The organism is Streptomyces sp. NPDC093065 (assembly GCF_044754585.1).
In the GTDB taxonomy this organism is placed as follows: Bacteria; Actinomycetota; Actinomycetes; order Streptomycetales; family Streptomycetaceae; genus Streptomyces.
On sequence record NZ_JBIVPJ010000006.1, the window covers coordinates 250858 to 263263 of the forward strand.

11 protein-coding genes are annotated in these 12406 nt (G+C 73.4%); 2 read left to right on the forward strand and 9 right to left on the reverse strand.

Annotation, left to right across the window (positions count from 1 at the left end; all coding sequences use genetic code 11):
* Positions 1-78 precede the first annotated feature (78 nt).
* On the forward strand, positions 79-1467 hold the full coding sequence (locus ACIQFU_RS13620; protein ID WP_402551228.1) for a ricin-type beta-trefoil lectin domain protein: 1389 nt from the start codon (positions 79-81) through the stop codon (positions 1465-1467).
* A gap of 175 nt (positions 1468-1642) precedes the next feature.
* Entirely contained in the window at positions 1643-2104 is a 462-nt protein-coding gene (locus ACIQFU_RS13625; protein WP_402551229.1) for a DUF2871 domain-containing protein, read from the forward strand.
* A gap of 33 nt (positions 2105-2137) precedes the next feature.
* On the opposite strand, the gene ACIQFU_RS13630 is transcribed toward ACIQFU_RS13625, so the two are convergent.
* The 9 genes from ACIQFU_RS13630 to ACIQFU_RS13670 form a co-directional block, all read right to left on the reverse strand.
* A complete protein-coding gene (locus tag ACIQFU_RS13630) occupies positions 2138-2665 on the reverse strand; it encodes an O-acetyl-ADP-ribose deacetylase (protein WP_402551231.1) in 528 nt (175 codons plus the stop codon).
* Positions 2666-2708: 43 nt separating this feature from the next.
* On the reverse strand, positions 2709-4118 hold the full coding sequence (locus ACIQFU_RS13635; RefSeq protein ID WP_402551233.1) for a phytoene desaturase family protein: 1410 nt from the start codon (positions 4116-4118) through the stop codon (positions 2709-2711).
* 109 nt (positions 4119-4227) lie between these two features.
* Positions 4228-5073 (reverse strand): inositol monophosphatase family protein, encoded by an 846-nt coding sequence (locus ACIQFU_RS13640; protein WP_402551235.1) that lies wholly within the window; start codon positions 5071-5073, stop codon positions 4228-4230.
* A gap of 133 nt (positions 5074-5206) precedes the next feature.
* Positions 5207-7057 (reverse strand): gamma-glutamyltransferase family protein, encoded by a 1851-nt coding sequence (locus tag ACIQFU_RS13645; RefSeq protein ID WP_402551236.1) that lies wholly within the window; start codon positions 7055-7057, stop codon positions 5207-5209.
* A gap of 219 nt (positions 7058-7276) precedes the next feature.
* The gene (locus ACIQFU_RS13650) at positions 7277-7810 is read right to left on the reverse strand and encodes an EF-hand domain-containing protein (RefSeq protein WP_402551238.1); all 534 of its coding nucleotides are present in this window, start codon (positions 7808-7810) and stop codon (positions 7277-7279) included.
* Positions 7811-8003: 193 nt separating this feature from the next.
* Positions 8004-8915 carry a class I SAM-dependent methyltransferase gene (locus tag ACIQFU_RS13655; protein WP_402551239.1) on the reverse strand — a complete coding sequence of 304 codons (912 nt, stop codon included), beginning with the start codon at positions 8913-8915 and terminating at the stop codon, positions 8004-8006.
* 79 nt (positions 8916-8994) lie between these two features.
* Positions 8995-10098, reverse strand: coding sequence for an NAD(P)-dependent alcohol dehydrogenase (locus ACIQFU_RS13660; protein WP_402551241.1), 1104 nt, complete (start codon positions 10096-10098; stop codon positions 8995-8997).
* 1 nt (position 10099) lies between these two features.
* Positions 10100-11509, reverse strand: coding sequence for an aldehyde dehydrogenase family protein (locus ACIQFU_RS13665; RefSeq protein ID WP_402551242.1), 1410 nt, complete (start codon positions 11507-11509; stop codon positions 10100-10102).
* Positions 11510-11511: 2 nt separating this feature from the next.
* Entirely contained in the window at positions 11512-12264 is a 753-nt protein-coding gene (locus tag ACIQFU_RS13670; RefSeq protein ID WP_402551244.1) for a (5-formylfuran-3-yl)methyl phosphate synthase, read from the reverse strand.
* Between the last annotated feature and the right edge of the window lie 142 nt (positions 12265-12406).

Consider the following 12406-nt stretch of genomic DNA (forward strand, 5'->3'; position numbering starts at 1 on the left):
GGGATCCGGCCCTTCCGGGCACCCGGGACTGCCCCGGGAGCCCCTGACGGGGACCCGGTCTCCACGTAACGTCCTCGCGTGAACCTGTGGACTTCCCTGGAGCCCGCGTCCGCGACCGTGGACCCCGGCAGCAGTGCGCGCGTACGGCTGCGGGTGCGCAACACCGGCGATGTGGTGGACGAGTACCGGTTCGAACCCGTCGGGGATGTGGCTCCCTGGACGACGGTCGAGCCGCAGACCCTGCGCCTGTACCCGGGCACGACCGGCACCGTCGAGCTGACGTTCGCCCCGCCGCGCACGCCGGACGCGGTGGCGGGGCCGAATCCGTACGCCGTGCGGATCACGCCGACGGAGCACCCGGACGCGGTGACCGTCCCGGAGGGGAACCTCACGATCACGGCGTTCACCGAGGTGCGGGCCGAGCTGGTGCCGCCGACGGTGAAGGGACGCCTTCGTGGCCGGCCGCGGCTGGCGGTGGACAACCTCGGCAACACGAAGGTGACGGCGTCGGTCGCGGGCAGCGACACCGGCGACCATCTGTCGTACGAGATCCGGCCGTCGAACGTGCAGATCGAGCCGGGGCGTGCGGCGTTCGTGGAGACGACGCTGAAGCCGAAGCGGATCATCTGGTTCGGTTCCAAGGAGGAGCGGCCCTACAGGCTCGCGGTACGACGCTCCGGGGTCGATCCGACCGACGTCGAGGGCACCTACGTGCAGCGCGGCTTCCTGCCCCGCTGGCTGGCGACGTTCTTCGGGGTCTTCCTGGCGCTGGCGATCGCGTTCGTGATGATCTGGATCGCCTACAAACCGCAGGTCCGCACCAGCGCCACCGAGCAGACCCAGCAGGCCGGAGCCGCACTCGCCCCGAGCCCCGGTGCCACACCCGAGACCCTGCCCAGCACCGCCGAGTCCGCGCCCGCCGAGCAGCCGCGGGTGCAGCAGCCGGCCACGCGGGAGACGCCGGACGACGACGGGGGCGACGGCGGCGGTGAAGAGCCGCCGGCGCCCAAGAAGTCCCAGAAGGAGACCACGGGCGGGGGCGACGAGGGGAAGCCGGAGGCCGAGGCCCCGGAGACCGTCGCTCCCGGCACGACCATCTACGGCCACGCCTCGGACCGCTGTATCGAGGTGGCGGGTCACAAGTGGCGGGACGGTGCGCCGCTGCAGATCGCGGACTGCACCGGCAAGAACTGGCAGAAGTGGGACTTCCGTCCCGACGGCACGATCCGGTCGCTGGGCCTGTGCATGGACGCGACCTGGGGCGGCACGGCCAACGGCACGGTCGTCCAGGTGGCGGTGTGCAGCGGCAACCCCGCCCAGCAGTTCATCCTGGCCGGGCCCCGGGACCTGGTCAACGTACAGGCCAACAAGTGCGTGGACGTCGTGGACGGGAAGACCGGGAACGGCGCGAGGCTCCAGCTCTGGGAGTGCGACGGCAAGGACGACCAGAAGTGGAGCACCCGCTGACGCCGGGCGCCCGGCCGGCGGGCCGGCGGCCGGTCCCACGGCGGCGGCCGGTTCGGTGACCCGGCCCGCGCCGGTCGAGGCACCTGAACATCAGTTCCAGTGAAACCCCACCGCGTTCCGTCGGGCCGCGCTTGAATGGTCGCGATCACACGAGGACGGCACGGGGGGACGCACCATGCGCAAGTCGTACTACGCGGCACACGTCTACATGATCGTGGGAGTCGTTTCGGGACTCTTCTACCGCGAGTTCACGAAGGCCGAGGACTTCCACGGCGAGACCCAACTGGCACTGATGCACACCCACCTGCTGGCCCTGGGCATGCTCGTCTTCCTGATCGTGCTCGCCCTGGACAAGCTCTTCCAGCTCTCCGGGACGAGGCTGTTCACCGGGTTCTTCTGGTGCTACAACGCCGGCCTGGCGATCTCGACGGCGATGATGGGCGTCCACGGAATCCTGACCGTGCTCGGCCGCGACGAGGACCACATCTCCGAAGCGGTGCCGCTGACCGCCGGCCTCGGTCACATCGTGCTGACCGTCGGCCTGATCCTCCTCTTCGTCCTGCTCGGCCGACGCGTCAACGAACACGTGCAGCGTCCCGCGGCCAGGAGCGAGCGCGAAGAGGTCACCGTCGCATGAGGGCCCCGCGTCCCCGGCCCTGAGGCCGGCCCCTCACCACCGGCCGGGCGGTCGGCCGGCCCGCGCGGCGAACGCCTCGTGGGCCCGGTCGTCGAAGAGGACGAACCTGACCTCCTCGACGGACGTGTCGGCTCCCCGCACCGTCTCCACGGCGATGCGGGCGGCGTCGTCGAGCGGCCAGCGGTAGACACCGGTGGAGATGGCCGGGAAGGCGACGTGGCGGGCGCCCAACTCGTCGGCGACCCGGAGGGATTCGCGGTAGCAGGAGGCGAGGAGGCCGGAGCGGTCCTCGGTGGTGCTGTGCACCGGCCCGACCGTGTGGATCACCCAGCGCGCGTCCAGGTCGCCCGCGGTGGTGGCGACCGCGCTACCGGTGGGCAGGCCCTTGCCGAGGTGGCCCGCGCGGAGTCCGCGGCACTCCGCGAGGATCGCCGGGCCGCCGCGTCGGTGGATGGCACCGTCGACGCCGCCTCCGCCGAGGAGGGAGGAGTTGGCGGCGTTGACGATCGCGTCGGCGTGTTCGCGGGTGATGTCGCCCTGGACCAGGGTGATGGCGGTCATACGGGTCCTCGCTCGCTCGGTTCCGTACCGTTTCGTTGAGGGGTCAGGTCTGGCGGAGTCTGCGCCAGACGGCCTTCGCCGCGTTGTGCCCCGGCATGCCGTGCACGCCGGGGCCCGGCGGTGTGGCCGACGAGCAGATGAAGACGGCCGGGTGCGGGGTCGAGTAGGGGAAGAGGGAGAGCTTCGGGCGCAGGAGGAGCTGGAGGCCGCTGACCGCGCCGGTGGCGATGTCGCCGCCGACGTAGTTGGCGTTGCGGACGGCTAGTTCGGGCGGGCCCGCGGTGGCTCGGGCGAGGACGCGGTCGCGGAAGCCGGGGGCGAAGCGCTCCAGTTGGCGTTCGATCGCGTCGGTGAGGTCGCCGGTCCAGCCGTTGGGGACATGGCCGTACGCCCAGAAGACGTGCCGGCCGGCCGGGGCGCGGGTGGGGTCGGCGACACTCGGCTGCACGGTGATGAGGAACGGCCGCTCGGGAGCACGGTCGGTGCGGGAGGCCGCGTCCAGGGCGGCACCGATCTCCGCGCTGTCGGCGCCGATCTGCACGGTGCCCGCACGGCGGGGTTCCTCGGCCGTCCACGGGACGGGGCCGTCCAGCGCGTAGTCGATCTTGAAGACGCCGGGGCCGTACCGGTAGTTCGCGTAGTGACTGCCGAGACCCGCGATGCGGGCCAGGGCGGTGGGCGAGGTGTCGAAGACGTACGCCCGCGCGGGCGGCAGGTCGTCGAGGCGCTTGACCTCGTAGTCGGTGTGGACGGTGCCGCCGAGGTCCCCGAGGTACGCGGTGAGGGCGTCGGAGATCGACTGGGAGCCGCCGCGGGCCACGGGCCAGCCCCGGGCGTGCGCGGCGAGGGCGAAGACCAGGCCTATGGCGCCGGTCGCGAAGCCGCCGAGCGGGGCCATGACGTGCGCGACGAGCCCGGCGAAGAGGGTCTTGGCCCGGTCGTCGCGGAAGCGGCGCATCAGCCATGTCGACGGCGGCAGGCCGACCAGTCCGAAGCGGGCCAGGGTGACCGGGTCGCGGGGCAGCGCGGTCAGCGGCAGGGACATGAAGTCGCGGGCGAGCGTGTCCCACCTGGGCAGGAAGCGCTCGACCAGCCTGCGGTACGCGCCCGCGTCGCGCGCCCCGAAGGAGGCGGCCGTCTCGCCGACCGACCGGGACAGGACGGCGGCCGAGCCGTCGAGGAAGGGGTGCGCCATGGGCAGCGCGGGATGCAGCCACTCGAGGCCGTACCGCTCCAGGGGGAGGCCGCGGAAGGCCGGGGAATTGATGCCCAGCGGGTGTGCCGCCGAGCACGGGTCGTGCCGGAAGCCCGGCAGGGTCAGCTCCTCGGTGCGCGCTCCGCCGCCCACGGTGTCCCGCGCCTCGAACACGGCGACCGAGAAGCCTCGGCGGGCCAGCTCAACGGCAGCGGTCAGTCCGTTCGGCCCCGCACCCACTACGACCGCATCGAGCATCGACGGCACCTTCGGACCCCTTCGTCAGCCGATGGCCACTCGGGATCAGGATAGGCCCGGGGTCCGGCGGCGCGCGGTCACGGGGCCCGCCCGCGGCGGCCGGCTGCCCTCACGCCTCGCCCGACAGCAGTGCCACCACCCGCCGGGCCGTGGCCGCGTCGCGGGCGGCCGTGAACGGCAGGTCGTTGCCCCCGGTGATGCGGAAGGGCTCGCCCGTGAGGGTCAGGTGGACGCCGCCCGCCTCCTCGACCAGGAGGAGACCTGCCGCGTGGTCCCACGCCGCCTCCCAGGAGAAGGCGGTGGCCTCGCACTCGCCCCTGGCGACCGCGAGGTACTCCAGGCCGGCCGAACCGCAGGGGCGGGGGGCCACGCCCGGGGTGCGCAGGGCGAGCAGGTCGCGCTTCTGCTCGTCCGTCGTGTAGTCCGGGTGGGAGGTGGCCACCCGCAGCTCGCGGCCGGGCTCGGGCGGCCCGGCGTACAGCCGCTCACCGTCCAGGAAGGCGCCCCTGCCGCGTACGGCCGTGGCAAGCCGGTCGGTGACGGGGGCGTACGTCCAGGAGGCGTGCACGACGCCGTGGTGGGCGAGGGCCACCAGCGTGCAGAAGCCCTCCTCGCCGCGCACGAACTGCCGGGTCCCGTCGACCGGGTCGATGATCCACACCGGTGCTTCGCCGCGTACCGCCTCGTACGACGCGGGGTTCGCGTGCACCGCCTCCTCGCCGACCACCACCGAGCCCGGCAGCAGGTCGGCCAGGGCCTCCGTGAGGTACAGCTCGGCCCTGCGGTCGGCGTCCGTCACCAGGTCGTGCGGGCCCGCCTTCTGGTCCACCTCGTGTGCCGCGAGCCGGCGCCAGCGCGGCATGATCTCCTGGGCCGCCGCCTTTCGGACGGCCGCCTCCACCTCGTCGGTGGGCCGGGCGAGAAACTCGTCGATGGTTTCGTTGTTCTCGATCATGACTCCATGAGAGCACGCGCCACTGACAATCCCCACCCGGATGGTGTACCGCGGGTGGCACCAGGATGAACTCCGGGTGCGCGCGGGCGCGCGGGGTGACGGCCGGGCCGTGCGGCCCCGCGTGCCGTGCCGGTCAGCGGCCGACCGCGTAGCCCTGCATGCCGCGCGGGTTCGCCGCCGCCGACAGCAAGCCCGTCTCCGGGTCGCGCGCGACGGCGCACAGACGGCCCTCCGACCACGCCTCCCCCACCGTCACGTCGTGCCCGCGACGCCGCAGCTCCTCGACGACCTCCGCGGGCATGCGGGACTCCACGGTGACGGATCCCGCCCGCATCCCGCGCGGGAAGAAGGAGCCGGGGAAACTGTCGTTGTGCCAGTTCGGGGCGTCGATCGCGCCCTGGAGGTCGAGACCTCCGCGCACCCGCGCGCGCAGCGCGACGGCCAGGAAGAAGTGCGTCTGCCACTGGTCCTGCTGGTCGCCGCCGGGGGTGCCGAAGGCCATGACCGGTACTCCGTCGCGCAGGGCGACGGACGGCGTGAGCGTGGTGCGGGGGCGGCGGCCCGGTGCGAGCGAGTTGGGCAGGCCCTCCTCCAGCCAGGTCATCTGGAGCCGGGTGCCGAGCGGGAAGCCCAGTTCGGGCACGACGGGGTTGGACTGGAGCCAGCCGCCGCTGGGTGTGGCGGAGACCATGTTGCCCCAGCGGTCCACGATGTCGAGGTGGCAGGTGTCGCCGCGGGTGCTCCCGTCGGCGGCGACGTCCGGTTCGCCCGGCACCGGTGACGTCGGGCTCTTGGCGACCGTCGGCTCGCCGACCCCCAGGGCGTCGAGCCCCTCCCCCTCCACGGCGGCGCCGAGGGCGTGCGCGCTGAGCCGCGGGGCGCGCCCACCGGGTGCGCCGGGCCGCAGCTCGAACGACGCCTTGTCACCGACGAGTCGCCGCCGCTCCGCGTTGTACTCCGGCGACAGCAGCTCGTCGAGCGGGACCCGGTCCGCGCCGTCCGCGTCGCCGTACCAGGCCTCCCGGTCGGCCATGGCCAGCTTGCAGCCCTCGACCAGCAGGTGGACGTAGTCTGCGGAGCCGTATGCGGGCAACTCGGCTGGGAGCAGGGCCAGTTGCTGGAGCAGGACCGGGCCCTGGCTCCACGGGCCGGCCTTGCACAGGGTCCAGCCGTTCCACTCGTACGTCGCGGGTGCCTCGTAGTGGGCGGACCAGCCGGCGAGGTCGGCGGCGGTCAGGGTGCCGCTGTGGTGTTCACCGCTGGTGTCCAGGGTGGGCCGCCCGGCCTGCCGCACGAGGGCCTCGGCTATGAACCCCGAGCGCCAGATCTCCCGTGCGGCGTCGATCTCCGCCTCCCGGCCGCCCGTCCGCCCCCTCGCGCCGGAGGCCTCGGCGAGCAGCCGCCTCCAGGTGGCGGCGAGGGCGGGGTTGCGCAGCAGCTCGCCGGGGCGGGGCGGGCGGCCTTGCGGCAGGTAGACGTCGGCGGACGTCGTCCAGTGCGTCTCGAACAGTTCACGGACGGTCTCGACGGTCTCCGCGACGCGCTCCACGGGCGCGTGCCCGTGCTCGGCGTAGCCGATGGCGTACTTCAGCACGTCGGCCGGTGACTTGGTGCCGTGGTCGCGCAGCAGGAGCATCCAGGCGTCGAAGGCACCGGGCACGGCGGCGGCGAGCGGTCCGGTGCCGGGGACGAGTTCGAGCCCGAGGCCCTTGTAGTGCGCCACCGTCGCCCCGGCCGGCGCCACGCCCTGCCCGCACAGCACCCGCACCTCGCCGCCCGCCGGCGCGAGCAGGATCGGCACCTCTCCGGCGGGCCCGTTGAGGTGCGGCTCGACGACGTGCAGCACGAAGGCTCCGGCGACGGCGGCGTCGTAGGCGTTGCCCCCGTCCTCCAGCACCGCCATGGCGGACTGGGAGGCCAGCCAGTGGGTGGAGGACACCATGCCGAAGGTGCCGCTCAGGGTGGGGCGAGTCGTGAATCGCATACCTGACCTCGGTGTTCGGGTGCGTCGACGGGCAGGTGCGAGGCGTCGGGCCCGTGGGGAGAGCCTGGGGAGAAGAAGCGCGCGACCGTCTCCTCCACGTACTCCCCCCACATCCACCGCGGGCCGGGTCGGGCTGCCGACGCCGGCCACTGCCGTACGCAGGGTAGATGTGTGCCCCCGGCCGGTGCCACCCTCCTCACCGGGCCGAAGGCATCCCCGTCAGGCCCCCGGCACCAGATGGTCGCCGGCGATGCCGGACTTCTCGGGTCGGTAGTAGTCCCTGATGCCGTCGGCCCAGGTGGACACGCGCACGCGGTCCTCCCCGTCCGGGCCGAAGACCTGGAAGAGGGCCTCGATGTTGGGCCGTGCGAAGCCGATCGCGATCATCAGCGCGACGAACTCGGGGCGGGCGACGAAGCCGTCGCCGTCCGGATCGCCCATCGCGGCGAGGGCTTCGGCGAACTCGTCCACCACGGCGTCGAACCGCTGCGGGTTGAGGACGACGGAGGTGAACTCCTCGGGGCTGACGCGGCCGTCACCGTTGGCGTCGAGCTCGGTCAGGAGCGTCTCTCCGTAGCGGCGGAAGGCACCGGTGAGCCTGTTCTTGACGGCCTCCTGTGCGGCCGGGACCGCGGCCACCACGCGGGTGCTCATCAAGTCGAAGTCGGCGAGTTCCAGGTAGCCGTTGCCATCGGCGTCGAAGAGGGAGAAGACCAGCTCGATGCGGTCGGTCGCCTCGGTGGTGGGCACCATGGTGCACCCTGCCTTTCTTGGTGGAGCCTTGCCGTCGGAGCGCGCCGGGGTGCCCCCGGCGGCTGGTCCAACTATCCGGTCGCCCCGGGCACTTCGGCAGGACAGAACGGAACTTCACACACGAAAGGGGGGAACAGCGGGATCCATGCATGAAACGGGGTGCGGACCACTGACGCCCCTGGGGCCGGGCCGATCAGGCCGCCCGCGCCCGGTCCGCGAACACCCAGCGGTTTCCCGCCAGGGCGTCGTTCTCCTCGGGCAGCGGGCCGCGTCCGTGCCGGTGGGTGAAGTCGAACGGAGTGTGGACCGACGCGGTCCAGCCCCTGTCCCTCAGACGGGCCGCGGAGTCGGGCCGCGGCTCCCGGCTGAACAGGTCGAGCAGGTCGATGCCGAGCTGCCGGCGCGTCGACGTGTACAGCGGACTGTCGCGGTACGCCATCAGGTCCTTCTCGAGCTTGACCTCGTATGCCAGGGCGCTGCCCGGCGCACTCAGCCGGTCGACCGTGTCGATGAGGGCGGTCTCGGCGGCGGCCGGCAGGTAGAACAGCAGACCCTCGACCAGCCACACGGTGGGGGCCGTGACGTCGAAGCCCGTCGCCGTCAGGGCACCCGCCCAGTCGGCGCGCAGATCGATCCCGACCGGCACGCGCGCCGCCCCGGGTTCGGCCGACAAGGTGTCCAGGACCTTGTGCTTGAACGCGAGGACCCCGTCCCTGTCGATCTCGAAGATCACACAGTCGGAGGGCCAGTCGAGCCGGAACGCCCGCGCGTCCAGCCCCGCTCCCAGCAGCACCACCTGACGGATGACGGCGGGCCGGACCGACCGGAGCAGGAAGTCGTCGAGAACCCGGGTACGCAGACCGAAGTAGCGGGCGAAGCGTCCCCAGAGCGGGCTCGTGTCACCGCCCGGTGCCTGGTCCAGGCGGACCGGCCAGTGCGCGGACGCCCCGGCGCCCAGCACGAAGTGCTCCGCGTAGAGGTCCTGGGCGAGGCTGTCCGGGCGGTGGGTCTCGATCGCCCGCGCCGCGGCGACCAGGAGCGCGGTCAGCCCCACTCCTTCCTCCACGCCGTCCGTGGTGCTGCTGAGGGGTGCCGTGTCGGCCATGCCTTCTCCCTGGTGGGTTCGCGTGGGGCCGGCGTCCCTCCGGGGCGCCGGCCGGGGTGGGCGGCGGCGGGCGGCGCGTTCAGTGCCGCCGGCCGTCCGGGATCAGGACGGGCTTGACGACGCGGCCCGTGTCGCAGTCGTGCTCGGCCTCGTTGATGTCGGCCAGCGGATAGGTACGGATCAGCTGGTCGAAGGGGAACCGCCCGGCCTGCCAGAGCGCGGTGAGCCGGGGGATCAGCAGTGCGGGGACGGCGTCTCCTTCGCAGATGTGGGAGATCGCGCGCCCGCGGTCCAGCGTTCCCGCCTCCAGCGGCAACGTGTCGTGGAGCCGGGCCACGAGACCGAGGCGGCCGGTCGGACGCAGCGACCGGAGCGCCTCGTTGATCAGTCCGGCGGACCCCGTGGTGTCCAGCGCGTACGCCGCTCCCCCGCCGGTCAGTCGCCGGACGCGGTCGGACAGGCCGGTCGAGGCGGCGGGGACCGGCAGGGCGTGGAGCCGCTCGGCGAGGGCCAGCCGCCCGGGATGCCGGTCCACGGCCACGGTCACCGCTCCGGCGGCGTGGGCCGCCATCACCGCGGCCAGGCCCACCGCGCCCGCGCCGAAGACGGCGAGGGTGTCGCCGGGGCCCGCACGGAAGGAGTTGAAGACCGCGCCGGCGCCGGTGAGGAAGCCGCAGCCGAGCGGTCCGAGCAGTTCCAGGGGCAGTGAGGGATCGACCCGGACGGCGTTGCGGGCCGGGACCAGCGCGTACTCGGCGAACGAGGACTGACCGAACCAGCGGGGGGCCAGGGCCGTTCCGGTCGCGTCGGTGAACCGTGCGGCGTGCTCCGCACGCCCGCCGAACAGGTTCAGGGAGGCGAAGGAATCGCAGTAGGCGGGAGCCGCGCCCTGGCAGTTGCGGCAGTGCCCGCAGGAGTCGAAGCTCAGCACCACGTGGTCGCCGGCGCTCAGACCGGTGCCCGTGCCTCCCGTCTCCTCCACGACTCCGGCCCCCTCGTGCCCGAGGACCGCCGGCAGGGGGGAGCGGCCGGCCGACCCCCGCACCGCGAGGTCGGTCCGGCACATCCCGCAGCCCGCGATCCGGACCAGGACCTCCCCCTCGGCCGGCCCCTCCGCCAGCACCACCTCCTCGACGGTGAACGGGTCCCCGTACGCACGCAGAACCGCCGCGCCGAACCTCACTTCACGCCTCCTGCGGGCGGTGCACGACGAACGGCTGGAGGTTTCCGTAGAGCCCCCACGGTCCGCCCGCGACGCCGACACCGCTGTCCTTGGCGCCCGCGAAGGGCTGGGCGAGGGAGAGTTCGGCGTGGTGGTTGATCCACGCCGTCCCGCACTCCAGACGGTCGGCGACGGCCGCGGCCCGGTCGAGGTCGGTCCCCCACACCGAGCCGCCCAGTCCGAAGCCGGTGTCGTTGGCCGCCCGGACGGCTTCGTCGAGACTGTCGTACGGCAGGACCGGCAGGACCGGGCCGAACTGCTCCTCGGTCACCACCGGGCTGTCGGCCGGCACGTCGGCCAGGATCGTCGGAGCGAAGAAGTACCCCGGCCGGTCCAGGCGGTGTCCACCGGCGGCGGCCCGGGCACCGTCCGCCAGGGCACGGGCCGTGCAGCGCTCGACGCGGGCGAGCTGCGGGGCGTTGTTGACCGGCCCGATCCGCGAGGCCGGGTCGAGCCCGGACCCGACGGCGGTCGTCCTCGCCCGGTGTGCGAGCGCCTCCACCACCCGGGCGTGGAGCCGCGCAGGGGCGTAGACGCGCTTGACCGCCATGCAGACCTGGCCGCAGTTGCGGAACGCCGCCCAGAACAGCCGGTCCGCGACCTCCTCCACGTCGAGGTCGTCGAGCAGGACGGCGGCGTCGTTGCCTCCCAGTTCCAGGGTGACCCGGGCGAGCGAGGCCGCCGCGCCCGCGGCGACGGCCCGTCCTGTGGCCGCCGACCCGGTGAAGGTCACATGACGGATCCCCGGGTGCGACGCCAGACGGGCACCGAGGGGCTCCCTCCCGGTGACGATCGTCAGTACGCCCTCGGGCAGGGCAGCGGCGAGGACGGACCCCAGCATCCGTGTGGCGAGAGGAGTGAACGGCGAGGGTTTGAGCACCACCGTGTTGCCCGCGGCGAGCGCGGGCGCGAACTTCGCCGACGCCAGTTGCAGGGGGAAGTTCCACGGGACGATCGCGGCGACGGGCCCGAGCGACCGCCACCGCAGCCGGCTGCGCACGGGACGGTCGTCCGCGATCGGCTGCGTCCCGATGTCCGGCTCCGCGAAGTAGCGCAGCCGGGCGGACGTGCGGGCCACCTCCGCGTGCGACTCGGTCAGCGGCTTGCCCTGTTCACGCGTGAGGAGCGGGGCGAGAGCGGCGGCGGCCGCGTCGACGGCGTCCGCCGCCGCGAGCAGCGCCGCCCCGCGTGCCGCCGGGTCGGCCCGCCAGCCGCGCCAGGCCGCGTGGGCCCGGTCGACGACCGCGTCCAGTTCCTCCGGCCGCCGGTCGGGAGCCTCGTCGAAGGCTTCGCCGGTCGACGGATCGACGACGGCGAAGTGCCCGCCCCGGTCACCGGTGTCGTGCGGGGAACGTCCGGTCGCCAGAGCCATGGTCAGCTCTGCGCGGCAGTGGCCGCGTGTTCCCGGACGTGCCGGTCCATCTCGGCCCGGAAGGCCGCCACCAGGTGTGGCCGGATCCGGCCCGTGTTGCGGTCCCCTCCCTCGCAGACGGCTCCGCGCACTCCGACGATGTCCGTCCGGATGCGGGCCAGTTCGCCCAGGTCGCCGGTCCTGACGCTGCCCGCCAGCGCGGCGAGGAGGCCGGCGTCGTGGGAACGCCGCACGAACTCCGCGCACACGTCGGGCGGAACGTGGTCGAACAGCCGCGTCCCGTCCTTGATCGCGGTGTCGAGCATGGCGGCGTCGGAACCCGAACGGCGCGCGATGTCGGGCAGCGAGAGCGGGTTGACACAGCCGATGCGGTGGGCGTCGGCGTAACCCGACGCGACGACGAACGCGTCCGCCCGGTGCTCCTTCACCGCCCGGACGACCCCGCTCATGACCTCGACGGCCTGTTCGGGTGTCGCGCATCCGTAGAGGCCGACCTTGATGTAGGTGGCCCCGGACACGGCCGCGCCGAGCGCGGCCTGGGCCACCGTGCCGGGCTTGTACGGCACGTCGCCCACGGTGGCGGAGACCGGCTTGTCCGCCGGGACCGCCGCACGGATCTCCCTGATGACCCAGGGGTAGTTGGCGCCGAGCGAGCCCTCGTCGGGCTTCTTCACGTCGACGATGTCCAGGTGCTCGGCCGCCTTCGCGCAGTCGAGGGCCTCGTCGACACCGTCCGGAGAGATGAGAAGCAGCAAGATTGAGTCCTTCCCCGGCACACCGCGCTGCCCCGGGGGCAGATGTGCGGATTCGCCTGGCTCACATGCGGTCCGCACATCATTTCCCCGGGCGTCGCCTCCCGGCAGGGCGCGCGCAGTGACGAATGGGTCGCAGCGGCGA